The 23,950-nt window shown below is 65.6% G+C and carries 25 protein-coding genes and 1 other RNA gene; 11 read left to right on the plus strand and 15 right to left on the minus strand.

Translation table 11 applies throughout. The features are described 5' to 3' along the window. The first annotated feature begins 101 nt into the window (after positions 1–101). The 3 genes from hrpB to QA649_RS05480 all read left to right on the plus strand — a co-directional run bounded on the left by hrpB (position 102) and on the right by QA649_RS05480 (position 4,972). A complete protein-coding gene (gene hrpB / locus QA649_RS05470; RefSeq protein WP_283023290.1) occupies positions 102–2,576 on the plus strand; it encodes an ATP-dependent helicase HrpB in 2,475 nt (824 codons plus the stop codon). Positions 2,577–2,751: 175 nt separating this feature from the next. Further along, positions 2,752–3,264, plus strand: coding sequence for a TIGR02281 family clan AA aspartic protease (locus QA649_RS05475; RefSeq protein ID WP_283023291.1), 513 nt, complete (start codon positions 2,752–2,754; stop codon positions 3,262–3,264). Positions 3,265–3,472: 208 nt separating this feature from the next. Then, entirely contained in the window at positions 3,473–4,972 is a 1,500-nt protein-coding gene (locus QA649_RS05480; RefSeq protein WP_283023292.1) for a phosphomannomutase/phosphoglucomutase, read from the plus strand. A 178-nt stretch (positions 4,973–5,150) separates the two neighbouring features. Here QA649_RS05480 and QA649_RS05485 read toward each other — a convergent pair whose 3' ends face one another. The 9 genes from QA649_RS05485 to QA649_RS05525 all read right to left on the minus strand — a co-directional run bounded on the left by QA649_RS05485 (position 5,151) and on the right by QA649_RS05525 (position 12,591). Continuing rightward, positions 5,151–5,660, minus strand: coding sequence for an Lrp/AsnC family transcriptional regulator (locus QA649_RS05485; protein ID WP_283023293.1), 510 nt, complete (start codon positions 5,658–5,660; stop codon positions 5,151–5,153). 97 nt (positions 5,661–5,757) lie between these two features. Further along, the gene (locus tag QA649_RS05490; protein WP_283023294.1) at positions 5,758–6,681 is read right to left on the minus strand and encodes a sugar kinase; all 924 of its coding nucleotides are present in this window, start codon (positions 6,679–6,681) and stop codon (positions 5,758–5,760) included. A 6-nt stretch (positions 6,682–6,687) separates the two neighbouring features. After that, entirely contained in the window at positions 6,688–7,626 is a 939-nt protein-coding gene (nudC, locus tag QA649_RS05495) for an NAD(+) diphosphatase (RefSeq protein ID WP_283023295.1), read from the minus strand. A gap of 10 nt (positions 7,627–7,636) precedes the next feature. After that, a complete protein-coding gene (locus tag QA649_RS05500) occupies positions 7,637–8,056 on the minus strand; it encodes an HIT family protein (protein WP_026312062.1) in 420 nt (139 codons plus the stop codon). 245 nt (positions 8,057–8,301) lie between these two features. Continuing rightward, positions 8,302–9,429 carry a muconate cycloisomerase family protein gene (locus QA649_RS05505; protein WP_283023296.1) on the minus strand — a complete coding sequence of 376 codons (1,128 nt, stop codon included), beginning with the start codon at positions 9,427–9,429 and terminating at the stop codon, positions 8,302–8,304. Then, positions 9,426–10,181: an SDR family oxidoreductase gene (locus tag QA649_RS05510; RefSeq protein ID WP_283023297.1), complete on the minus strand. Its 756-nt coding sequence runs from the start codon at positions 10,179–10,181 to the stop codon at positions 9,426–9,428. Before QA649_RS05510 ends, QA649_RS05505 begins: the two co-directional genes overlap by 4 nt. After that, the gene (locus tag QA649_RS05515) at positions 10,181–10,975 is read right to left on the minus strand and encodes an amino acid ABC transporter ATP-binding protein (protein ID WP_283023298.1); all 795 of its coding nucleotides are present in this window, start codon (positions 10,973–10,975) and stop codon (positions 10,181–10,183) included. The genes QA649_RS05510 and QA649_RS05515 overlap by 1 nt, the downstream gene beginning before the upstream one ends. Beyond that, the gene (locus QA649_RS05520; RefSeq protein ID WP_283023299.1) at positions 10,972–11,634 is read right to left on the minus strand and encodes an amino acid ABC transporter permease; all 663 of its coding nucleotides are present in this window, start codon (positions 11,632–11,634) and stop codon (positions 10,972–10,974) included. Before QA649_RS05520 ends, QA649_RS05515 begins: the two co-directional genes overlap by 4 nt. Positions 11,635–11,745: 111 nt before the next feature. Next, a complete protein-coding gene (locus QA649_RS05525) occupies positions 11,746–12,591 on the minus strand; it encodes a transporter substrate-binding domain-containing protein (RefSeq protein ID WP_018643449.1) in 846 nt (281 codons plus the stop codon). Between the two features lie 183 nt (positions 12,592–12,774). On the opposite strand from QA649_RS05525, the gene ffs reads away from it, so the two are divergent. The 5 genes from ffs (at position 12,775) to QA649_RS05550 (ending at position 16,228) form a co-directional block, all read left to right on the plus strand. Further along, positions 12,775–12,871: signal recognition particle sRNA small type (gene ffs, locus QA649_RS05530), an RNA gene on the plus strand. A 94-nt stretch (positions 12,872–12,965) separates the two neighbouring features. After that, positions 12,966–14,807, plus strand: a complete 1,842-nt coding sequence (locus QA649_RS05535) for a DNA polymerase III subunit gamma/tau (RefSeq protein ID WP_283023300.1) — start codon at positions 12,966–12,968, stop codon at positions 14,805–14,807. A gap of 28 nt (positions 14,808–14,835) precedes the next feature. Beyond that, entirely contained in the window at positions 14,836–15,156 is a 321-nt protein-coding gene (locus QA649_RS05540) for a YbaB/EbfC family nucleoid-associated protein (protein WP_283023301.1), read from the plus strand. A 1-nt stretch (position 15,157) separates the two neighbouring features. Beyond that, entirely contained in the window at positions 15,158–15,760 is a 603-nt protein-coding gene (gene recR / locus QA649_RS05545; RefSeq protein WP_018643446.1) for a recombination mediator RecR, read from the plus strand. Between the two features lie 30 nt (positions 15,761–15,790). Continuing rightward, a complete protein-coding gene (locus QA649_RS05550; RefSeq protein ID WP_283023302.1) occupies positions 15,791–16,228 on the plus strand; it encodes a hypothetical protein in 438 nt (145 codons plus the stop codon). A 123-nt stretch (positions 16,229–16,351) separates the two neighbouring features. Here QA649_RS05550 and QA649_RS05555 read toward each other — a convergent pair whose 3' ends face one another. Continuing rightward, a complete protein-coding gene (locus tag QA649_RS05555; RefSeq protein ID WP_283023303.1) occupies positions 16,352–17,716 on the minus strand; it encodes an MFS transporter in 1,365 nt (454 codons plus the stop codon). A 178-nt stretch (positions 17,717–17,894) separates the two neighbouring features. Then, positions 17,895–19,094, minus strand: a complete 1,200-nt coding sequence (rmuC, locus tag QA649_RS05560; RefSeq protein ID WP_283023304.1) for a DNA recombination protein RmuC — start codon at positions 19,092–19,094, stop codon at positions 17,895–17,897. A 171-nt stretch (positions 19,095–19,265) separates the two neighbouring features. On the opposite strand from rmuC, the gene def reads away from it, so the two are divergent. From def to truA, 3 genes are all read left to right on the plus strand, one after another. After that, positions 19,266–19,793, plus strand: a complete 528-nt coding sequence (gene def, locus QA649_RS05565; RefSeq protein ID WP_283023305.1) for a peptide deformylase — start codon at positions 19,266–19,268, stop codon at positions 19,791–19,793. A 121-nt stretch (positions 19,794–19,914) separates the two neighbouring features. Then, complete coding sequence (fmt, locus tag QA649_RS05570; RefSeq protein WP_283023307.1) at positions 19,915–20,838, plus strand: methionyl-tRNA formyltransferase; 924 nt, start codon at positions 19,915–19,917, stop codon at positions 20,836–20,838. Positions 20,839–20,976: 138 nt separating this feature from the next. After that, positions 20,977–21,717, plus strand: a complete 741-nt coding sequence (gene truA, locus QA649_RS05575; RefSeq protein ID WP_283023308.1) for a tRNA pseudouridine(38-40) synthase TruA — start codon at positions 20,977–20,979, stop codon at positions 21,715–21,717. Between the two features lie 81 nt (positions 21,718–21,798). On the opposite strand, the gene QA649_RS05580 is transcribed toward truA, so the two are convergent. Genes QA649_RS05580 through QA649_RS05595 form a run of 4 tightly spaced genes read right to left on the minus strand, consistent with a single transcriptional unit; the run spans position 21,799 to position 23,947 of the window. After that, complete coding sequence (locus tag QA649_RS05580) at positions 21,799–22,284, minus strand: ATP F0F1 synthase subunit B (RefSeq protein ID WP_211412307.1); 486 nt, start codon at positions 22,282–22,284, stop codon at positions 21,799–21,801. Positions 22,285–22,289: 5 nt separating this feature from the next. Next, the gene (locus tag QA649_RS05585; protein WP_283023309.1) at positions 22,290–22,856 is read right to left on the minus strand and encodes a F0F1 ATP synthase subunit B; all 567 of its coding nucleotides are present in this window, start codon (positions 22,854–22,856) and stop codon (positions 22,290–22,292) included. A gap of 60 nt (positions 22,857–22,916) precedes the next feature. Next, positions 22,917–23,144 carry a F0F1 ATP synthase subunit C gene (locus QA649_RS05590; RefSeq protein WP_018643436.1) on the minus strand — a complete coding sequence of 76 codons (228 nt, stop codon included), beginning with the start codon at positions 23,142–23,144 and terminating at the stop codon, positions 22,917–22,919. 53 nt (positions 23,145–23,197) lie between these two features. Then, the gene (locus QA649_RS05595; RefSeq protein ID WP_283023310.1) at positions 23,198–23,947 is read right to left on the minus strand and encodes a F0F1 ATP synthase subunit A; all 750 of its coding nucleotides are present in this window, start codon (positions 23,945–23,947) and stop codon (positions 23,198–23,200) included. Positions 23,948–23,950: the final 3 nt, after the last annotated feature.

Consider the following 23,950-nt stretch of genomic DNA (forward strand, 5'->3'; position numbering starts at 1 on the left):
CCAGTACAGACGGATTTCGGGATGGCCGGGATCTGAATTGACTGGATCGTCCACCCCCGCGCGCGGTTGCGCGCAAGGTGGACGATGACGGACCGAGACTATTGCCCCGCAGTTTCGACACGCCCCTCCCGATCGATGCCGTGCTCGACGACTTGTCGCGCACGCTGGATCAGCACAATGCCGCCGTGCTGGTAGCGCCTCCCGGTGCCGGCAAGACCACGCGCGTGCCGCTGGCGTTGCTCGATGCGCCCTGGGCCAAAGGCAAGAAGATCATCGTGCTGGAGCCGCGCCGCATCGCTGCGCGGGCCAGCGCCGACCGCATGGCCAAATCGCTCGGCGAGCGTGCCGGCGAGACCGTCGGTTATCGCGTCCGCTTCGGCTCAAAAATCTCGCGGGCGACGCGCATCGAGGTGGTGACCGAGGGCATTTTTACCCGCCAGATCCTCGACGACCCTGAACTCTCCGGCGTTGCCGCGATCCTGTTCGACGAATTCCACGAGCGCTCGCTCGATGCCGACATGGGCCTTGCACTGGCGCGCGATGCACAGACCGGTCTGCGAGAAGACCTGCGCATTCTCGTGATGTCGGCCACGCTCGATGGCGCGCGCGTGGCAAAACTGCTGGGCGAAGCGCCCGTCGTCGAGAGCGAGGGCCGCGCCTTTCCGGTCGAGACGCGCTATCTCGGCCGCAAGGCGGATGCGCCGATCGAACGGCAGATGGCCGATGCCATCGCATCCGCACTCCGCGCCGACAGCGGCTCGGTGCTGGCGTTCCTGCCAGGCGCCGCCGAGATCCGCCGCACCCAGAATTTCCTTAGTGAGCGCGTGCAGGACGCCAGCATCGAGATCGTGCCGCTGTTCGGCGCGCTCGATGCCGCCGTGCAGGACCGCGCCATCGCGCCGGCGCCGAAGGGCACGCGAAAAGTGGTGTTGGCAACCTCGATCGCGGAGACCTCGCTCACCATCGAGGGCGTGCGCATCGTGGTCGATTCCGGTCTCGCCCGCGTGCCGCGCTACGAGCCGGATATCGGCCTGACCCGGCTTGAAACCGTGCGCGCCGCGCGTGCGGCGGTGGACCAGCGCCGCGGCCGCGCCGGCCGCACCGAGCCCGGCGTCTGCTACCGGCTGTGGGACGAGCCGCAGACGGCCTCGCTCGCGCCCTACACCCAGCCGGAAATTTTGAGCGCCGATCTGTCCTCGCTGGTGCTCGATCTCGCGCAATGGGGCGTCACTGATCCCGCCGCGCTGTCATTCCTCGATCCGCCGCCGCAGCCGGCCTGGAAGGAAGCAAAAGGCCTGCTCTCCGAGCTCAACGCGCTCGACGCCGACGGCCGTATCACCGCCGAGGGCAAGAGCCTGCGCGCGCTGGCGCTGCCGCCGCGCCTGGCACGCATGATCGTGGATTCGCATCGCGCCGGCGAGGGCGAGGCCGCCGCTGAGATCGCGGCCATCATCACCGAGCGCGGGCTCGGCGGCGACAGTGTCGATCTCGAGCACCGGCGCGACCAGTTTCGCCGCGACCGCTCGCCGCGCGCCGCGAGCGCACGCGATCTGGCGCGACGCTGGGCCTCGCAGGTGGCAGCGTCCGAGAAGGCAGGGCAGCAGGACGATCTCTCCACCGGCCTGATGCTCGCCTATGCCTTCCCGGACCGCGTCGCGCGCAATCGCGGCAATGGCAGCTTCGTGCTCGCCAATGGTCGTGGTGCGGCTGTGGAGCAGACATCCTCGCTCGCGCGCGCGCCCTATATCGCGATCGGCGAGATGACGGGAACAGCGGCGAGCGGCCGCATCCTGCTCGCCGCGCAAATCACCCAGGACGAGATCGAGCTTCACTTCGCCGAGCATATCGAGAGCGCCGACGAGATCTCCTTCGACCGCGGCGCGATGGCGCTGCGCGCGCGGCGCAAGCGCGCGCTGCATGCGATCACGCTCTCCGAGGCGACGCTTGCCGTGTCGCCTTCGGAAGAAACCGCGCGCATCTTTGCGGACGGGCTGATCGCCGCCGGCCTCGATCGGTTGCCCTGGTCGAAGGCCGCCAAACAATGGCGCGACCGCGTCATGTTCCTGCGCAAGGCCGAAGGCGACAGCTGGCCGGATCTGTCCGACGACGGTCTGATCGCGCGGCGCGACGATTGGCTGGTGCCGGCGCTCTATGACAAGATCACGCTCAAGGACATTTCCCCCGGCGATCTCTCCGATGCGCTGATGGCGCTGCTGCCGTGGGAGATGCGCGCGCGGCTCGACCGCGAGGCGCCGACGCATTTCGAGGCGCCGACGGGCAGCGTGCTCGCGATCGACTACGAGGCCGAGCAGGGCCCGACCATCGCGGTCCGGCTGCAGGAATTGTTCGGCCTGAACACCCATCCGTCGATCGCGGCCGGCAAGGTGCCGCTGGTGCTGGAATTGCTGTCGCCGGCACAGCGCCCGGTGCAGGTGACGCGCGATCTTCCCGGCTTCTGGCGCGGCAGCTATGCGGCAGTCCGCTCCGACCTGCGCGGCCGCTATCCGCGCCACCCTTGGCCGGACGATCCCGCGAGCGCGCTGCCGACCCGCCGGGCAAAGCCGCGCGGGACGTGAGTTGTCTTCTCCCTCGCCCCGCTCTTGCGGGGAGAGGGGCGGGGAGAGGTTTAAGTCGCCGCATTAACCGTCCGCTCATCCTTTTCGCCAAAATGGCGAGGTCCTGGCCGCGGCTCCGCTCGCGGGCGAACGGGTTGCGTGGTGAAATCGAGCGTTCCGGCTCGGAAGTGGTGTGATGCGTAACATTATGATCTTCGCGGCCATCATGATCGGCCTCGGCACTTTCATGGCGCAGATGGCCGACAGGGTGAGCTCCGCCTCCGCCACGTCAGTGCCGCGCACGACGGTTGCTGTTGCCGCCGCAGCGCCTGCGGGAGGCCGGAGCCTCACCATTTCCCGCGACGGCCGCGGGCACTTCCAGACCGAAGGTCGGATCGACGGGCAGCGCATCGGCTTCATGGTCGATACCGGCGCCTCCGTCGTCGCGCTGAACGAGTCCTCGGCGGCCCGCTTCGGGCTGCGCCCCTCGCGCGGCGAATACAACGCCACCGTCTCCACCGCCAACGGCACCATCAAGGCCGCGCGTACCCGCATCGCCATGCTCGATGTCGGCGGCCTCATCGTGCGCGATGTCGACGCCATGGTGCTGCCCGACGAGGCGCTGTCGGAAAACCTGCTCGGCCTCTCCTTCCTGTCCCGCCTCAAGCGCTTTGAATATGCCAACGGGCAGATGGTGCTGGAGCAGTAAGTCGCGTCATGCGCTCCCTAGCGCGTTGACGAATGGCCATTCGCGAGAACTTTTTGAACGGAATGGGCGCAAGCCCAGCGCAGGATCGCGTGTCCCCGTTACCAAACTGCCGCAATTATCGGCCATAAGCCTTCATTCCCGCCTTCCGCAGCGGCCCGGCATTCGCTAAGGCTGCATCAATTCCTGCCCTTTTCACGAGACCGTCTCAATGTTTCCCAAGCCGAAACCCGTCTTGCTGCCCAACACCTACGCCTTCGAATCCGAGCCGATGGTGAAGCCCACCGGCTTTCGCGAATACGACGCGCGCTGGTTGTTCCAGAAGGAAATCAACCTGATGGGTGTGCAGGCGCTCGGCATGGGCCTGGGCGCGCTGATCGCCGAGCTCGGCGTCAGCCAAGAGATCGTCACCGGTCATGATTTCCGTGGTTATTCGGCCTCGATCAAATACGCGCTGATCTCCGGCCTGATGGCGGCGGGCTGCAAGGTGCATGATATTGGCCTTGCGGTGACGCCGATGGCCTATTTCGCGCAGTTCGATCTCGACGTGCCCTGCGTCGCCATGGTCACGGCCTCGCACAACGACAATGGCTGGACCGGCGTGAAGATGGGCGCCAACCGCCCGTTGACCTTCGGCCCCGACGAGATGACGCGGTTGAAGGAGATCGTGCTCAATGCCGAGTTCAAGAACAAGGCCGGCGGCGCCTACCAGTTCCACGAGAATTATCCGGCGCGCTACATCGCCGATCTCACCAATCGTCCGAAGCTTAAGCGCAAGCTGAAGGTCGTCGCGGCTTGCGGCAACGGCACTGCCGGCGCGTTCGCGCCGCAGGTGCTGGAAGCGATCGGCTGCGAGGTGATTCCGCTCGACACCGAGCTCGATCACACCTTCCCGAAATACAATCCGAACCCCGAAGACATGGAGATGCTGCACGCGATCCGCGACGCCGTGCTGCATCACAAGGCCGATGTCGGCCTCGGCTTCGACGGCGACGGCGACCGCTGCGGCGTCGTCGACAACACCGGCGAGGAGATCTTTGCCGACAAGGTCGGCGTGATGCTGGCGCGCGACATGTCGGCGATCCACGAGGACGCACAGTTCATCGTCGACGTGAAGTCGACCGGCCTCTTCATCACCGATCCCGTGCTGCAGAAGCAGGGCGCCAAGACCGCCTATTGGAAGACCGGCCATTCCTACATGAAGCGCCGTACCAACGAGACCGGCGCGCTCGCCGGCTTCGAGAAGTCCGGCCACTTCTTCTTCAACAAGCCGTATGGCCGTGGCTATGACGACGGTCTCGTGTCGGCGATCGCGATCTGCGACATGCTCGACCGCGCGCCCGGCAAGTCGATGGCCGATCTGAAGGACGCGCTGCCGAAGACCTGGTCGTCGCCGACCATGTCGCCGCATTGCGCCGACGAGACCAAGTACGGCGTCATCGACAAGGTGGTGAAGCATTTTGAGGGCCTGCAGGCCAAGGGCGCGAAAATCGGCGGCCAGTCGATCCGCGATCTCGTCACCGTCAACGGCGTGCGCGTCACGGTCGAGGACGGCAGCTGGGGCCTGGTACGCGCGTCCTCCAACAAGCCCGAGCTCGTCGTCGTGGTCGAGAGCCCGGTCTCCGAGCAGCGCATGCACGACATGTTCGAGATGGTGAACAGCGTGCTGCGCACGCATCCCGAAGTCGGCGAGTACAATCAGACGATTTGAGAGGGTATCAGGGGAGCACAACCTGCGCCGCAAAGCTCCGCTGTCATGCCCCGGCTTGACCGGGGGGCATCCAGTACGCCGTGGCCTCTCCGTATCTGATTGTCGTCTCTGGAATACTGGATCGCCCGGCAAGCCGGGCGATGACAGCTTCCTTGTGGTGAGACGCGCGAACTAAGCTCTAAGCCGCCACCACTGCCGGGATCGGCAGCGCCGTCACCGACTTGATCTTCTCCATCGCGAAGCGCGAGGTGACGTTCTTCAGCGGCACGGCGCTGATCAGCTTCTTGTAGAAGATGTCGTAGGCCTGCATGTCCGCGACCACGACGCGCAGCATGTAATCGACGTCGCCGGCCATACGGTAGAATTCCATCACCTCCGGCATGGCGCTGACGGCCTCCGCGAACCGCTTCAGCCAGGCGTCGGAATGATCGGCGCTCTCGACCGACACGAACACGGAGATGCCGAGCCCGATCTTGTTCTGGTCGACCAGGGCCACCCGCTTCAGGATCACGCCATCGGCCTCCAGGCGCTGGATACGCTTCCAGCAGGGGGTCGAGGACAGCCCGACGCGGTCGCCGATCTCGGCGACGGACAGGGAGGCATCTTCCTGGAGTACCATCAGGATCTTGCGGTCGATGGCGTCGAGGCGGCGGCTGGTCTCGGGGATCTGGACAGCGGCATCAGTCATTTGAAGAACTTTGTTCCATTTCAAGGGCTGATTTCCCTGATATAGAGAAAATCTTTCCACAGCAAGCTCATAATCTCGGCGCGTCAGTGGAATCGCTCTAGGGTTGGCTAGGTAAAAATCCTTCAACTTCAATGCGTTGCGGGGCCGCCAGGCCGCCGCCATGGCGGGTGCATTTTAGCGCTGCGGCAGCCGCGGCGAATCGCAGCGCCTCCCGCACTCCCTTACCCTCGGCGAGGCAAAACGCGAATGCGCCATGGAAGACGTCGCCGGCGCCGAGCGTATCGACCGCCTCGACCGGGAAGGCCGGGGTCTCCTCGAGCGCGCCCGCCCCGTCGAGCCAGATCGTGCCTTGCGGGCCGCGGGTGGCGGCGAGGAAGGCCGGCGTCAGGCTTGCCAGGCGCTTCAACGCCTCGCCGTCATCGGCGATGCCGGCCGTCTCCTGCACCTGCTCGCTGGCGAACAGCAGGTGCGAGGCCGCGGTGAGCAGCTCGTCCTGCAACGACATCGCTCGGTCGACGCCGACGATGACGGGAATGCCGCGCCGGCGTGCCTCGGTGCAGAGATCAATGCAAAAGGCGCCGCAGCGGCTCTCGATCAGGACGGCCTGGCAATCGGCCAGCAGCTCGTCGGTGTCGGGCAGCTTCACGCCCCAGAGCGCGGGATCGCGAAAGATCGTGAGCGTCCGTTCGCCGGATGGCTCGATCATGATTGCGGACACCGGTGTGGTCAGGCCCGGCATGCGCACGATATGCGCAGTGTCGATGCCCTCCTGCGCCATCCGCGCCAGAATGAAAGCGCTCGACGTCTCCTGCGCATCGCCCATAGGACCTGCGAACGCGATGCGGCCGCCAAGTCGCGCCATCGCGATGGCGGCGTTGAGCGCATTGCCGCCGCAGATCTCGGCGAGATGTGTGGCGTTCGCCTTGCTGCCGCGCGCGGGCACGGCCTCGACCCGGAAGGTGAGGTCGCGCACGGGAATGCCGATGCAAAGGATGCGCGGCGCGAGCACAGATGGCGCCATCGGCGGTCAGCTCTTGTCGTGCACCCAGCGGCCGAGCAGATGATGGGCAATCGCGAACGGATGCGGGCCGGCGAATCCGTCGGGATGCGTGCGTTTCAGCATCAGGGCTGCCTCCTCGCGCGTGAACCAGCGTGCATCTTCCAGCTCGGAATGGTCGACGACGATGTCCTCGCTCACGGCCCGCGCGCTGCAGCCGATCATCAGCGACGACGGATAGGGCCAGGGCTGGGTCATGTAATACTGCACGTCGGTGCAGCGGATGCCGGACTCTTCGAAGATCTCGCGGCGCACCGCGTCCTCGATGGTCTCGGCGGCCTCGACGAAGCCGGCAAGGCACGAATACATGCCCGGCGGAAACTGCTTCTGGCGGCCCAGCAGGCACTTTTCGCCGGATGCCACGTGCATGATCACGACGGGGTCGGTGCGCGGAAAGTGCTCGGCCTTGCAAGCAGGGCACTCGCGCTTCCAGCCGCCTTCCTTCATTCCGCTGCGGGCGCCGCAATTGGCGCAATAGCCGTGGCGCTGGTGCCAGCCGACCATCGACTTCGCCATCGCGATCGCCGACAGCTCGTCGGGCGGGATCGTGCCCTGCATCGCCATGCCGCGCAGCTCGGTGACGGTATAGTCCTCGCGCCCGACCAGCTTCTCGGCCGCGGCTTGCGCCAGGCCCATGCCGAACAGCGCCGCGCCATCGCGCAGACCGAGGAAAATCGTGCCGGGATTGGCGCCGCATTTCAGCGCCTCGTCGATCGAGAGCAGCGCGCGCACCTTGTCGCCCTCGCGCTTCACCAACAGCGAGTCGCGGTACACGACATAGGCGCGGGATGACGATTTCTGCTCCAGCGCGAACAGCTTTTCGTCGTCGCGGCGCAGATGCGCGGCGCGATCGAGGACGTTGGTGACGAAGGCCGGCTGCCCCAGCGGAAATGCGTCGAATGCTGACATTGTTGTTCTTTCAACCCAACCATATTTTTCGGCGAAGCGCGCTGATGAAATTCTGAACCTCGGTCGCATCGTGCGCCAGAGGCGGCATCACGCCCCACACCGGTCGCGGCCAGGCCGCGTCACTGGTCCGCCGCGCGATGATGTGGACGTGCAGCTGCGGCACGAGGTTGCCGAGCGCCGCGACATTGAGCTTGTCGCATTTGGTGATCTCCTTCAGCGCGCGCGAAACGCGGGAGATCTCGGTCATCAGCTGGGCCTGCTGCACCTCGTCGAGATCGATGATCTCGACCGCATCCACCCGCCGCGGCACCAGCAGCAGCCAGGGATAATGCGCGTCCTTGATGACCAGCACCTTTGACAGCGGCAGATCGCCGATGTCGATGGTGTCCTCTTTCAGGCGGGAGTGCAGCGACCATGCGGGTTCGGGCATATGCGTTTCCGGATGGCCCGATGGGGAACGGGCTTGTTTGAAGCGACCATACGATACCGATTCCCTGAGGGGAAGGATAAGGCCCCCCGGCTTCTGCATACTCGATCGTCGTCCTGGACAAGCGTAGCGCAGATCCAGGACCCATTACCCCACGAAGTAGTTTGGCGAAGGCTCGTAGTGACCAGCTCGCGCAACAACTTTTCCCTGGGGTAATGGGTCCTGGCTTTCGCCAGGACGACGTTGAATTATGCCTCCGCCAGCACGCGCGCATTGGCGCGGACGGAGGCTTCGCTCACGCGGATGCCGAGGCCGGGGCCGTCGGGCACCACGACATGGCCGGCGCGGTTGGCGACGCGCTCTTCCAGGACGTCCTCGGTCAGCACGTGATGCGGCATGTAGAATTCGCAGCCGAGCGAGATGCCTGATGTCGCCGCGATCAGCTGCGTGCCGGCGGCAAGGCCAATGCCGCCCTCCCACAGCGTACCGCCATAGCCGGGCAGGCCGGCGATGTCGGCGATCGCCATGATCGCCTGCGCCTCGAACAGGCCGCCGGCCTTCATCAGCTTGATCGAGACGGCGTCCGCCGCCTCGCGGCGCACCACCTCCATCATGTCGCGGCGGTCGAAGCAGCTTTCGTCGGCGAGCACGGGCGTCTCCAGCGCTGCGGTGAGCTGTGCCATCACATCGAGATATTTGCGCGGCACCGGCTGCTCGATGAAGGTCGGCGCGAACTGCTCGACATCGCGCAGGATTTTTATGGCGCCGAACGGCGCCAGCGCCTGGTTGTAGTCGACACGCAGATCGACCTTGTCGCCGAACTCCTTCCGGATCGCTTCGAGATGATCGAGGTCCTCGCGATGCGGTTTTACGCCGGTCTTGACCTTGTAGATGATGTTCCCCTCCGGAACCATCTTTCGCATCCGTTCGAGGTCGGCGGCAAAATCCGGATCGGCGATCGAGAAGGAGAGCGGAATCGTGTCGCGCACGCGGCCACCGAGGAGATCGGCGACCGACAGTCCCGACGACTTGCCGACGATGTCGAGCAGCGCCATCTCGATTCCGACCTTGGCCTCGGCATGCCCGACGAGCGCGCGGTCGAGCTCGGCCATCAGCGCACGGATGCGGCGCACAGGCTTGCCGAGCACGATCGGCCGCAGATAGATGTCGAGTGCCGAGAAGGCAGCCTCGGGCGTACCGGTAAACACCTCCCAGGGCGCCGCTTCGCCCCAGCCAACGATACCATCGCTGGACGTCAGCTCGATCAGCACGCGCTTCACGGTGCCCTTGACGTTGCCGACGCCCTGCAGGCGCGCCATCTTGATCGGGCTTTCGATCAGGAACAGCCTGATGCGTGCGACGGTTGCTTCGGTCATGTCAGGCCTCCATTGACGTGCCAGACCTGGCCGGTGACGTAGGACGCCTTCGGTGATGCCAGGAAGGCGATGATTTCGGCGACTTCCTCGGGCCGCCCGCGGCGGCGCATCGGGATCAGCGCTTCGGTTGCGGCGATCTGCTCGGGCGAGAGCCGGCTCTCGCCCGGATTGTCCTTGATGATGAGGCCGGGTGAGACCGCGTTGACGGTGATGCCGTCTTTCGCGAGCTCCATCGCGGTGAGCCGCACCAGCGCTTCGAGCGCGGAGCGGCTTGCGGCGGTCGCGGCAAAAGGCGCGAATTCGGGCCGGATCGCATGCGCGACAAAGGACGACACCGCGACGATCCGCGCATCTCGTCCCGCACGCAGCAGCGGCAGCGCCGCGTGAACCAGGCGCGTGAAGGCCAGCGCGGATTCGTCCATCGCTTGGCGGAACTGATCGGCGGGCGTGCCGATGGCGCTGCCGCGGCGGGCATGGCCGCCGACGAGAACCAGTCCGTCGAGCCGGCCGAAGGCGCGTTGCGCGGCGGCGATGGCGTCGGTGATCGCCGCGTCCTCGGCGAGATCGCCGAGGCATTTTGCGATAGCGGCGCCTTTGGCTTCGGCTTCCGCGGCGGTGGTGTCGAGACCTTCCGCGTTCGAGCGCGTGTGCAGCACCAGCGCGGTGCCGGGCGCCGCGAGCAGCTCTGCGGTGGCGCGGCCGATGCCGCTGGCGGCGCCGGTAACGAGATAGGCGCGATCGATATTTGGCATCACGATGCTGAATTGGCCGGCGGCAATGCGCCGGTGCGGTGGAAATGGCTGAGGAAGGCGCGCGTCGCGGCTTGCTGCGGGTTGTCGATCACCTGCCGCGCCGGGCCTTCCTCGACGACGACGCCGTCGCGCATGAAGATCAGGCGGTCGGCGACCTCGCGGGCGAAGGCAATCTCATGGGTCACGATCACCATGGTCATGCCTTCGGAGGCGAGCCGCTGCATCACGTTCAGCACCTCGCCGACGAGCTCGGGATCGAGCGCCGAGGTGGCCTCGTCGAACAGCATCACGTCGGGCTCCATCGCGAGCGCGCGTGCGATCGCGACGCGCTGCTTCTGGCCGCCGGAAAGCGTTGCCGGATATTGGTCGGCTTTCTCGGCAAGGCCGACCTTGGCGAGCTGCGCCCGCGCAAGCTTCTCGGCGTCCGCCTTGGCCATGCGGCGCACCGTGACCGGTCCCTCCATGACGTTCTGGAGCGTCGTCATGTGCGGGAACAGATTGAAGTGCTGGAACACCATGCCGGTGGTGGCGCGGAATTTTGCCAGCGCCTTCACGTCGGGGAGTCTGGTGCCTTCACCGAATGCAAAACGCGTATCACCGACGCGGACGCTGCCGCCGTCCGGCACGACCAGCAGGTTGATGCAGCGGAGCAGCGTCGATTTGCCGGAGCCGGATGGCCCGATCAGCGCGACGACGCCGCCCTTGGCGACGTCGAGATTGATGTTCTTCAGGACTTCGTTGCTGCCGAAGCTCTTGCGCAAGGCCCGGATCTCGATCTTCGTTGTGTCGCTCATTCGCTGACCGCCAGTCGCTTCTCGCCGCGCCGGACGATGATGGTGAGCGGGATCAGGATCGCCGCATAGGCCACAGCAACCGCGGTGTAGGTTTCCAGCGGCCGGTAGCTGTCATGGGCCGCGACCTGGCTCTGATAGACCAGATCAGGCACCGCCAGCACCGAGACCAGCGAGGTGTTCTTGAACTGGATGATCGACTGGTTCATCAGCGCCGGGATCATGCGCTTGATCGCCTGCGGCAGCACGATTCGCCGCATGCTCTGACCCGGTGTCATGCCGAGCGCGGCGCCGGCTTCCGACTGGCCCTTGTCGATCGAGATGATGCCGCCGCGGATGATCTCCGAATAGAACGAGCCGCCATAGAGCGAGAGAGCCAGTGCCGAGGCGGTGATCGGCGTCATCTCGACGCCGGCGAGAATCGGCAGCGCGTAATAGAACCAGATCAGCTGCACCAGGATCGGCGTGCAGCGAAATGCCTCGATGAACGCCAGCGCAGTCAGCCGCAGCGCCCTAAAGCGCGACAGGCTGCCGAACGCGCCGAACAGGCCGAAAACGAGCCCGAGCACCACGATGACCACGGTGAAGCCGACGGTGACGCCGAGCCCGTTGAGAAAGAGCCAGCGATAGCTCCAGAGGATGCCGAAGTCCCACTGATACATGCGTGTTTTGACTCGTCGTACGCCTTGTCATTCCGGGGCGCCCGGAGGGCGAACCCGGAATCTCGAGATTCCGGGCTCTCGCTCCGCGAGCCCCGGAATGACGGTGGAAGCTTACAGCGACACGCCCGGCGGGATGTCCGCCTCGGTCACGCCCACCAGCTCCATATTCGTGATGATCGCGTTGCGGATGAAGCCGAGGCCCTTGTTGAAGTCGATCCAGGTGTTGACGAAGTCGCGGAACGTTTTGTCGTTCTCGCGGCGGAAGCCGGCATTCGACGTCGTTGCGAAGATCGGCGTCGGCAGCACGAACTGGCCGAGCGAGGGGTTCTTCTTCAGCACGGTCAGCGACAGCATGGTGATCAGGCACTGCGCGTCGACGCGGCCGGTCTGGAGCGCGGCGGTGGCATCGTCGGCGGTCTTCAGGCGCGAGATCTGCGCCTTCGGCGTCAGGCGGCTGACGACCTGGTCGTGCGAGGAGCCCTGGTCGACCGCGATCTTGATGTCGGGCGAGTTCAGTTCGGCCCAGCTCTTCGGCTTGAAGTCCTTCTTGCAGAGGATGCCGAAGGCGTTGTTGAAGACCGGCACCGAGAAGTCGACCACCAGTGCGCGCTTCGGCGTCGGGTTGAGGCCGAAGAAGATGTCGATCTTGTTGGACTGCAGGTCGAGCACCGAATTGCCCCAGGTGGTCTCGGTGATCTCGAGCTCGGCCTCCATGTCGTCGGCAAGCCCCTTGGCAATGTCGATGTAGAAGCCCTTCCACTGGCCGGTGGCGAGGTCCTTCATGTAGTAGGGCGCGCCGCCGCCGACCGCGCCGATCCGCATCTTCTTGGTCCGGCGGATGCGGGCGAAGGTCGATTCGTTCGGATCGGCGGTCTGGGCCACGGCTGGCGCGGCCAGCGCGGCCGCGGTCACCGCGCCAAGTCCGACAATCGATGCAACATCACGACGTGTAACCATTGGGATCAATCGCTTTTCTGGTTGGATGGAGTTCCGGCAGCGTTCTTAGCAAGGTGGCCCCCGCAGCGAAAGCACAGCCTATCGGCTGGGCAGGACCGGGATTGCCCGGATGCTGGGCAAACCCGATCGGTTCGCGCCGATACCCGCTTGCTTTCCGCTTCCTTTGGCCCCAAATAGGGACCGGGAGATTGGCGGTGGACGAGCCACTCGCCAACCGGGTCAGGTCCGGAAGGAAGCAGCCCTAACGAGGTCCGGATCGGGTCGCTCGTCAGTCTCCTACCTGTTTTTCCGAGCGAATTGCGCCGGCGGGCTCCCCGCCAGCGCGCTCCTTTCCGCAAAAGCCGGCCGAGAGAGATTTCATTGCGGATCGACCGATGACCGACGCTGGCGCCCCTCCCAACCCTGACAGCGCCGGCCCGGCCGGCAACGCGCCTTACCGGGTGCTGGCGCGGAAATACCGTCCCTCCAGCTTTGACGACCTGATCGGCCAGGAGGCCGTGGTCCGCACCGTCTCCAATGCGTTCGAGACCGGCCGCATTCCGCAGGCCTGGATCCTCACCGGCGTCCGCGGTGTCGGCAAGACCACCACTGCGCGCATCCTGGCCCGTGCGCTCAACTACGAGATGCCGGACGGCTCGGTGAAGGGGCCGACCATCCACATGCCGACCCTCGGCGTGCATTGCCAGGCGATCATGGAAAGCCGGCACATGGACGTGCTGGAGATGGACGCGGCCTCGCACACCGGCGTCGACGACGTCCGCCAGATCAACGACAGCGTGCGCTATGCGCCGGCCAGCGCCCGCTACAAGGTCTACATCATCGACGAAGTCCACATGCTGTCGACGGCGGCGTTCAACGCCTTCCTGAAGACGCTGGAGGAACCGCCGGAGCACGCCAAGTTCGTGTTCGCGACGACCGAGATCCGCAAGGTTCCCGTCACGGTGCTGTCGCGCTGCCAGCGCTTCGACCTGCGCCGTGTCGAGGCCGACGTGCTGATGAAGCACCTCGCCAACATCGCCGCCAAGGAAAGCGTCGAGATCGAGCCGGAGGCACTCGGCATCATCGCGCGCGCCGCGGAAGGCTCGGTGCGCGACTCTCTGTCGCTGCTCGACCAGGCGATCGCGCATGCGGCGGGGCAGGTGAAGGCCGACGCGGTCAGGCAGATGCTGGGGCTCGCCGACCGCACCCGCGTCATCGATCTCTTCGATTCGCTGGCGCGCGGTGACATCGCCGCCGCCTTCAAGGAGTTCCGCGACCAGTACGACGTCGGCGCCGATCCGATCGTCGTGCTCTCGGATCTTGCCGAATTCGTCAATTTCGTCACCCGCGTGAAGATCGTTCCGGCGACCGCCGACAACGTCGCCTATGGCGAGACCGAGCGCCTCCGCGCGAAGGATTTCGCCTCGAAGATCTCGATGCGCGTGCTGTCGCGGATGTGGCAGATGCTGCTCAAGGGCATCGCCGAGGTGCAGGCGGCAACACGCCCGGCCGCGGCCGCCGAGATGGTGCTGGTGCGCATCGCCTATGTCGCCGATCTGCCGACGCCGGACGAAGCGATCAGGATGCTGGAGCAGAACGGCGGCGGCTCGCCTGTCGTGAACGGCGGCGGCGCTGCGCGCAGCAGTGCGCCGGCCGCACCGATGGCCTCGGCGACGCCGGTTGCGTCCGCCGCGCCCGTTCGTATGCCGACATCGTCGCCGACCGCGTTCGGCGGCGTGGCCCGTCCGCAGATGGCGGCACCCGCGCCGGATCCGCAGGGCGCCTCGCCCCAGCTGCGCATCACCAGCTTCACCCAGCTCGTGGCGCTCGCCGGCCAGAGGCGCGACCTCATGACCAAGGGTGCGCTCGAGGGTGACATGCGCCTCGTCCGTTTCGAGGAGGGCCGGCTCGAGGTCGCGCTCGAGCCGAACGCCTCCAAGACCATGATCTCGGAGCTCGCGAAAAAATTCGAGCTGTGGACCGGCCGGCGCTGGACCGTGATCGTCTCCAACGAGCAGGGTCAGCCGACGCTGCGCTCGCTGAACCAGGCCGCCAAGCAGGAGCATGCGCGTACCGCCGAAGCCGACCCGCGCGTGCAGGAGGTGCTGTCGCGCTTCCCCGGTGCGAAGGTCGTCGAGGTCCGCAGGCTTGCCCCCGAGGCGCCGGAATCCAATATTAATGCGGACTATGGCAGTGACGATCCTGTCGACGGTTCCGACGCCGACGACGATCTCTGAGCCGACCTTTTCAAGGGACACGCGACCTATGGCTGATTTTCTCGGCATGATGAAGCAGGCGGCGCAACTGCAATCCAAGATGCAGGAGATGCAGGAGCAGCTCGCCAATGTGGAGGTTGAAGGCATCTCCGGCGGTGGTCTCGTCACCGTGCGCATGACCGCCAAGATGGACGTCAAGGGCATCAAGATCGATCCCTCGCTGATGAAGTCGGAGGAGCGCGAGGTGCTGGAAGACCTGCTCGTCACCGCGCTCGGCGATGCCCGCCGCAGGGCGGAAACGGCGATGCAGGAGAAGATGCAGTCGCTCACCGGCGGGCTCGGCCTGCCGCCGGGGCTGTTCGGCCAGTAAGATGGGCGCGGTTGCAGGTCCCGAGATCGAGCGGCTGGTCCAGCTTCTCGCGCGGCTGCCGGGCCTCGGTCCGCGCTCCGCGCGGCGCGCGGCGCTGCATCTGATCAAGAAGCGCGAAGCGCTGATGATGCCGCTGTCGTCCGCCCTGCAGGTCGCGCTGGACAAGGTCCAGGTCTGCAAGACCTGCGGCAACATCGACACGCAAAATCCCTGCACGGTCTGCACCGATCCGAAGCGCGATCCCGCGATCATCGTCGTCGTCGCCGACGTCGCCGACCTCTGGGCGCTGGAGCGGGCCAATGCGACCCAGGGGCGCTATCATGTGCTGGGCGCGACATTGTCGCCGCTCGACGGCGTCGGCCCGCAGGACCTCACCATCGACGCGCTGGTGGCGCGCGCCCACGCACCGGAAGTGCACGAAATCATTCTGGCGCTGAATGCGACGGTGGACGGCCAGACCACGGCGCATTACATCACCGACCTGCTTCAGGACGCCAACGTAAAAGTAACCCGACTCGCGCATGGTGTGCCGGTCGGTGGCGAGCTTGATTATCTCGACGAAGGTACGCTATCGGCCGCCATGCGGCAGCGGACCCTGTTCTAGCCATCCTGCAGACCTCACGGAACGGACGACATGACGAAATTTTTCGCCACACGCTTGGCTTTGGCCGCGACGATGATGCTGCTGGTGACGCCGGCCATCTCCGCGCAGCAGGACGATGCGGCGCCGCCGGCCCCCAAGCCCGGCAAGCCGATCAACACCGGCGACGTGCTCTCGGGCGAGCTGAACGCGATGAAGGTGCGCGACGCCAAGAATGCCGGCAAGCGTGTTGCGATGTACCAGATCACCTCCGAGCCGCGCCGCCTGCCGGCGCCGAACGGGCTGTGCAATCTCGAGACCGGGCCCGAAACCTTCCAGCTCGTCACCTCCAGCGACGCGCAGGCCGCGCAGCTGAAGTCGTTCGTCGGCAAGGAGATCTCGGTCAAGGTCGACGAGATCGCTTGTGCCAGCGATGCCGGCCAGATGAGCGAGGCCGTGATCACGAAGTGGAGCCTGGTGAAGAAGCAGTAGGGCGCCACCGCTCTCTCCGTCGTCATTGCGAGCGAAGCGAAGCAATCCAGAATACCTCCGTGGAGACAGTCTGGATTGCTTCGTCGCAAGGGCTCCTCGCAATGACGGAGGAGAGAGTGAGCCCTACACCCTCACCGGCCCCAGCGCCTCAAAATGCCCGCGCTTTTGCAGCCAGGCCAGCAGCATCAGGCTCGGGATCGCCACCAGCACGCAGATCACGAAGAACAGCGCCCAGCCCGTCGTCTCCGCAACATAGCCGGCGCCTGACGAGAGATACGTCCGCCCCACCGCCGCGAGCGCGGTGAGCAGCGCATATTGCGTCGCCGTGTGCAACGGGTTCTGACACAGCGCCGAGAGATAGGCGACGAAGATCACGGTGCCGATCGCGCTGGTGAAATTCTCGGCGCAGATGGCGAGCGCCAGCGCCCATTGGTTGGTGCCGACCACGGCGAGCCAGGAGAAGGACAAATTGGCCAGCGCCTGCACCACGCCGCCGATCCAGAGCGAGGTTGCGAGCGAATAGCGCCGCGCGACGAATCCGCCGGCAAAGCCGCCGATCAGCGTTGCGGCAAGGCCCACGCCCTTCACGATCGCCGCATAGTCGTTGCGGGTGAAGCCGAGGTCGATCACGAACGGCGCCGTCATCGTGCCGGAGAAGGCGTCGGTGAACTTGAACAGCACCACGAAGGTAAGTGCCGCGAGCGCGTCCTTGCGCGACAGGAACTCCGAGAAGGCGCCGATCGCCGCATGCAGCACGCGCGTGAACGCAGTCTCTTCTTGCGTCACGGCCTCGGCCCGCACTGATTGTTCGGGCTCGGTCGCGACCAGCGCCGTGATCGTCCCGATCAGCACCATCGCCGCCATCACCACATAGCCCCACATCCACGCCGATGGTCGCGGGATGCCGGTGCCCTCGAAACCCGAGACGATGAACAGTGCGCCCGCGGTCGAGACCAGCATGCCGATGCGATAAGCGGCGACGTAGGCCGCCATGCCGGCGGCCTGCTCGCTCTCGGGCAGGCTCTCGACGCGGAAGGCATCGACCACGATGTCCTGCGTCGACGACGTCGTCGCCACCAGCAGCGCGCCGAGCGCAACGTAGAACGGCGAGCGTGCCGGATCGGTCATCGCCAGCAGCACGATCGAGACGATCAGCAGCAATTGCGAGAACACCAGCCAGCCGCGCCGCCGCCCGAAGGCGCGGGTGAACAACGGCACATGCAGCGCATCCACCAGCGGCGCCCAGAGGAACTTCAGCGTGTAGGGCGTGCCGACCAGCGCGAACAGCCCGATGGTCTTGAGATCGACCCCTGCCTCGCGCATCCACACCAGCAGCGTCGAGCCCGACAGCGCCAGCGGCAGGCCGGAGGAGAAACCGAGGAACAGCACGATCAGCACCCGCGGTTGCAGGTACACGGCAAGGCTCTCGCGCCAGGAGGGCGCAGGGGCGGCAGTCGCGGCGGAGGAGGTCACGTCGGGAGCGGTCATGGGGTGGTGTTAGCAGATTCTGGGCCTGATGCCTCGTCTCCCTCTCCCCGTTCTTACGGGGAGAGGGCGGGGTGAGGGGCCTCTCTCCGCGCATGAGGTCGAGGAGAGACCTGTACCCCCTCACCCGGATCGCAAGAGCGATCCGACCTCTCCCCGCAAGCGGAGAGAGGTAAGCAATTCACTCCCCCGCCTGAAGCTTCCTTGGAAACAGTTCCGGCGCACCCGTCGTCACCAGCCGTGGCCCTTCCGGCGCGTCGGTCTTGCTGAAATCGAGCTCCTCGATTCTCCCCGCGCGCTTCTCGATCTTGTCGGCGGAGATCAGGATCTGGCGGACGTCCTCGTTCGCGTCGGAAAAATGCTTCTGCAGTTTGACCACGCGGTCGCGCAGGCGGCCGAGATCGTCGCCGAGCTTGATCACCTCGGTCTGGATCTGGTCGGCGGCATCGCGCATGCGCGCGTCCTTCATGATCTGCTGCATCACCTGGATCGCCAGCATCAAGAGCGAGGGCGACACCAGCACGACGCGGGCGCGATAGGCCTTCTGGATCACGTCGTCGAAGCCGTCATGAATCTCCGCGTAGACGGATTCCGACGGCACGAACATCAGCGCCATCTCCTGGGTCTCGCCGGTGACGAGGTATTTTTCGGCGATGTCGCTGACGTGCTTCATCACGTCGCCGCGCAGCCGCTGCGTGGCCACGCGCCGCTCCTCGTCGGTGCGGGCGTCGTGCAGTGCCGTCATCGCCTCCAGCGGGAATTTGGCATCGATGCAGAGCGGGCGCTGGTCGGGGAGGAACACGACGCAGTCCGGCCTTTTTCCGGTCGAGAGCGTGAACTGAAACTCGTAGGAGCCTTTGGGGAGGCCGTCCTGGACGATCGCCTCCATCCGCGCCTGGCCGAAGGCGCCGCGCGACTGCTTGTTGGCGAGCACATCGCGCAGGGTCGTCACCTGCGTGGTGAGGTCGGTGAGGTTCTTGTGCGCGTTGTCGATGATGCCGAGCCGCTCGTGCAGGGCGCGCAGGCTCTCCATGGTGTTGCGGGTGGAATGTTCCATGGACTGGCCGACGCGATGGGTCACCGAATCCAGCCGCTCGTTGACCGCCCGTGCCATCTCGGCCTGCCGGCCGGCCAGCGCCTGGGTCATGGCGTCGACCCGGCCCGAGGCCTCGCTCTGGGCGCGAAGCACCTGGGCGAGGCGTTCCTCGAGCTCGTCGGCCCGGATCGCGTGTGCCATGGCGAGTTCCGCGCCGCGCCGCCCGGAGCGCGCGATCACGATTGCAATCACAACCAGCAGGATGAGGACGAGCGCACCGAAGCCGATCAGCGCGTCGATGGTGCGCACCGGCCAGTCGCCGAGCATGAAAATGATCTCGTTCATGCCAGCCCTTCTAACCGATTCGCTGCCCGGCGCGAACGAAGAGGGAACGTCATCGGTTAATGGTCCCTGAATTTTTATGGTTAACAAAACCTGAAGTTTTATGGTTAGCGGAGGGTTAACGGGGTTCCTCACCGCATTGACCGCATCCGGCGCGGGGCTTAAATCGCGGCCATGGCCCTACGAGAAATCATCATCCTGCCCGACAAGCAGCTGCGCCTGGTCTCCAAGCCGATCGAGAAGGTCACTTCGGAGATCCGCAAGCTTGCCGACGACATGTTCGAGACCATGTACGACGCGCCCGGCATCGGCCTGGCGGCGATCCAGGTCGCGCAACCCTTGCGCCTGATCACCATGGATCTCGCCAAGCGCGACGAGAACGGCGAGACCAAGCACGAGCCGCGCGTCTTCATCAATCCGGAGATACTGGCTTCCTCCGAAGACCTGTCGGTCTACGAGGAGGGCTGCCTGTCGATTCCCGAATATTACGAGGAGGTCGAGCGTCCCGCGAAGGTGCGCGTGCGCTTCACCGATCTCGACGGCAAGGTCCACGAAGAGGACGCCGAGGGCCTCTACGCCACCTGCATCCAGCACGAGATCGACCATCTCAACGGGGTGCTGTTCGTCGACTATCTGTCGAAGCTCAAGCGCGACCGCGTGATGAAGAAGTTCGAGAAAGCCGCCAAGCGCGCGGGCGAGTAGGTCTCTCGGTCGTTCCGGGGCGATGCAAGGCATCGAACCCGGAACCTCGAGATTCCGGGTTCGGCTCTTCGAGCCGCCCCGGAATGACTGTTGGTGAATTGCGTCCTTCGCAGGTTTTCTGATGCCCCTCCGCCTCATCTTCATGGGCACGCCCGATTTCTCCGTGCCGACGCTGCTCGAGCTGGTCGCGCATGGCCATGAGATCGCGGCCGTCTACACCCGCGCGCCGAAGCCGGGCGGCCGGCGCGGCCTGCAATTGCAGCCGACTCCGGTGGAGGAAGCCGCGCGAAAACTCGGCATTCCCGTGCTGACGCCGAAGACGCTGAAGACGCCGGAAGCGCTCGAGGAGTTTCGTGCGTTCGATGCCGACGCGGCCGTGGTCGTCGCCTACGGCATGATCCTGCCGCAGACGATCCTCGATGCACCGAAGCTCGGCTGCTACAATCTGCACGCTTCGCTGCTGCCGCGCTGGCGGGGCGCCGCGCCCATCAACCGCGCGATCATGGCCGGCGATGCCGAGAGCGGCGTGATGGTGATGAAGATGGATGTTGGCCTCGACACGGGCGACGTCGCCATGGCCGAGCGCCTTCCAATCACGGACACCATGACCGCGCTCGACCTGCACGACCGCCTGTCCCGGCTCGGTGCCGACCTGATGGTGCGGGCGATGGCCGCGCTCGAGCGCGGCGGGCTTCAGCTCAAGAAGCAGAGCGAGGACGGGGTTACTTACGCCGCCAAGATCGACAAGGCCGAGGCCCGGATCGACTGGAGCAGGCCTGCGCGCGCGGTGCTGCGCCACATCCACGGCCTGTCGCCATTTCCCGGCGCCTGGGCCGAGCTCGAGAATGCGCGGGTCAAGATCCTGCGCTGCGAGCTGGCGAAAGGATCGGGCGAACCCGGCGAGGTGCTCGACGACCAGCTCACCATCGCCTGCGGCGACGGCGCGATCCGCATCATCGAGCTGCAACGGGAGGGCAAGGGCCGGATGCAGGCCGCGGACTTCGTGCGCGGCGTTCCGCTGAAGGCCGGCGCGAAATTCATCTGACACTGTCATACCCCGCGCAGGCGGGGTATCCAGTACGCCGAGGCTTCTCGGCTGAATAGAGATGCCTCGGAGTATTGGATCGCCCGGTCCAGAGTGCAATTGCACACAAGGCCGGGCGATGACACCACCCGGATTGAGATGCCCCGCTACAAGCTCACCATCGAATATGACGGCGCGCCGTTCTTCGGCTGGCAGGTGCAGGACACGCTGCCCTCGGTGCAGGGCGCGCTCGAGACTGCGGTGAAGGCGATGACCGGCGCGGATTTGCGGGTGCATGGCGCCGGCCGCACCGATGCCGGCGTGCATGCGCGCGGCCAGGTCGCGCATGTCGATGTCGAGAAGCAGTTTCCGCCCGGCCGTTTTCGCGACGGGCTCAACGCGCATCTGCGCCCGCATCCGATTGCGGTGCTGGAAGCCGAGGTCGTGCCTGACACGTTCGAGGCGCGCTTCTCGGCCATCAAGCGCCACTACCGCTATCGCATCGTCAACACCCGCGCCAATCTCGCGCTCGACGTCGGCCATGCCTGGCGCGTGCCGCGCAAGCTCGATGCCGAGGCCATGCACGCGGCGGCGCAGCGCCTGCTCGGCAAGCACGATTTCACCACCTTTCGCGACACCGAGTGCCAGGCCAAATCGCCGGAGAAGACGCTCGACCAGCTCGATGTGATTCGCGACGGCCGCGAGATCACCGTCATCACCTCGGCGCGCTCGTTCCTGCACAGCCAGGTGCGCTCGATGGTGGGATCGCTGGTGTGGGTCGGCGAGGGCCGCTGGACCGCGGATGATCTCTCCGCAGCCCTTGCCGCCCGCAACCGCACCGCCTGCGGCATCGTCGCCCCGCCGGATGGGCTGTATCTGATGAAGGTGGATTACGAGTGAGGCGGGTTACGGGAGCGCTCTCGGACAAACAAAAAAGCCGGCGCTCGCGCGCCGGCTTTTTGATTGATGAAGGCGAGGCCCTCAGTTCAGCTTCTGCCGAACCTCGTTGATGCCCTTGGCGAGCAGGTCGTCGGCAACCTGGCCCTTGACCGACTGCGACAGGATCGTGGAAGCGGCCTGGACGGCGGCTTCCGCCGCTGCGGCGCGGACATCGGCCAGCGCCTGGGCCTCGGCGAGCGCGATCTTGCTCTCGGCGGTCTTGGTGCGGCGGGCGACGAAGTCTTCCATCTTCGCCTTGGCCTCGGTCGCGATGCGCTCGGCTTCGGACTTGGCGTTGGCGATGATGTCGGCCGCCTCGCGCTCGGCGGTGGCACTGCGCGCCTTGTAGTCGGCGAGCACCTTGGCCGCTTCCTGTTTGAGGCGCGTTGCGTCGTCGAGCTCGGCCTTGATGCGGGCGGCGCGATGATCCAGCGCCGTCATCGCCGACTTGAAGACCCCGAGATAGCCGAACACGACCATCAGGACCACGAAGGCGACGGCGACCCAGGTTTCAGGATCGAAGAACATCTCGACTAACCCTTCAAGGACGCATCAACGGCGGCATTGACCGACGCCGCATCCGGAACGACGCCGGTGAGCTGCTGTACGATCTGGCCTGCTGCATCGGCCGCGATGCCGCGGACGTTGCTCATGGCGGTCGTGCGGGTCGAGGCGATGGTCTTCTCCGCCTCGGCGAGCTTGGCCGCCAGCTGCTCTTCCAGCGCCTTGCGCTCGGCATCCGCCTGCGCATTCGCCTTGTCGCGGGATTCGTTGCCGATCGCCTGCGCCCGCGAACGCGCCGAAGCGAGCTCGCCTTCATAGGCCTTCAGCGCCGCCTCCGACTGGTCCTTCAGCTTCTGCGCTTCGGCGAGGTCACCCTCGATCTTGTTCTGACGCGCTTCGATCGCACCGCCGACCTTCGGCAGAGCGAGCTTGGACACGATCACGTAAAGCAGGACGAAGAAGATCGCGAGCGACACCAGCTGTGAAGCAAAGGTGCTGCTCTCGAACGGCGGAAAGCCGCCGCTGTGATGACCGCCATCGGCTTCGGTGTGGGCACCCGCCGCCGGTCCTTTTGCCCCGCCATGACTCTCGGCCATGGAGTACTCCTGTTGCTGTCACGCGCCGCTTCGGATGAAGCGGCGCGAAAGAAGTCGTTCTCAGAAAACGAACAGCAGAAGCAGCGCGATCAGCAGCGAGAAAATGCCGAGCGCTTCGGTCACGGCGAAGCCGAAGATCAGGTTGCCGAACTGGCCCTGAGCGGCCGACGGGTTGCGGACGGCTGCGGCGAGGTAGTTGCCGAAGATCACGCCCACGCCGACGCCTGCACCGCCCATGCCGATGCACGCGATGCCCGCGCCGATAAGTTTTGCTGCTGCCGGATCCATTTTAGACTCCTTGGAAGAAAGATTGGGTTGTGGGTGGAAATTCCCCGGACCGCTCAGTGTCCCGGATGAATGGCGTCGTTGAGGTAGATGCAGGTCAGGATCGCAAACACATAGGCTTGCAGGAACGCGACCAGAATCTCGAGGGCGTACAGCGCGACCGTGAGCGCCAGCGGCAGCACGCCGCCGACCCAGCCGATGGCGCCGAGCGAGAAGCCCAGCATGGCGACGAAGCCCGCGAACACCTTCAGTGCGATGTGGCCGGCCAGCATGTTGGCGAACAGACGAATGCTGTGCGAGACCGGCCGCAGGAAGAACGACAGGATCTCGATGAACATGACCAGCGGCAGGATGTAGCCGGGGACGCCGTGAGGAACGAAAATCGAGAAGAATTTCAGGCCGTTCTTGGCGACGCCGTAGATCAGCACGGTGAAGAACACCAGCAGGGCCAAGCCTACGGTGACGATCAGGTGGCTCGAGACCGTGAAGGTGTAGGGGATGATGCCGACCAGGTTCGAGACGCAGATGAACATGAACAGCGAGAAGATCAGCGGGAAGAACTTCATGCCTTCCGCGCCGGCCGTCGAACGGATGGTCGAGGCAACGAACTCGTAGGAGATTTCGGCGACCGACTGCAGGCGCCCGGGAACCAGCTGCGTGCCGCTGGCGAGCATCAGGAGCGAGATGATCGCAACGGCCACCAGCATGTAGAGCGATGAATTGGTGAAGGCGATCGTGTGATTGCCGATATGGCCGATCGTGAAGAGAGGCTCGATGTTGAACTGGTGGATCGGATCGATTTTCATCGG

This window comes from Bradyrhizobium sp. CB1717 (assembly GCF_029714325.1).
Lineage (GTDB): Bacteria > Pseudomonadota > Alphaproteobacteria > Rhizobiales > Xanthobacteraceae > Bradyrhizobium.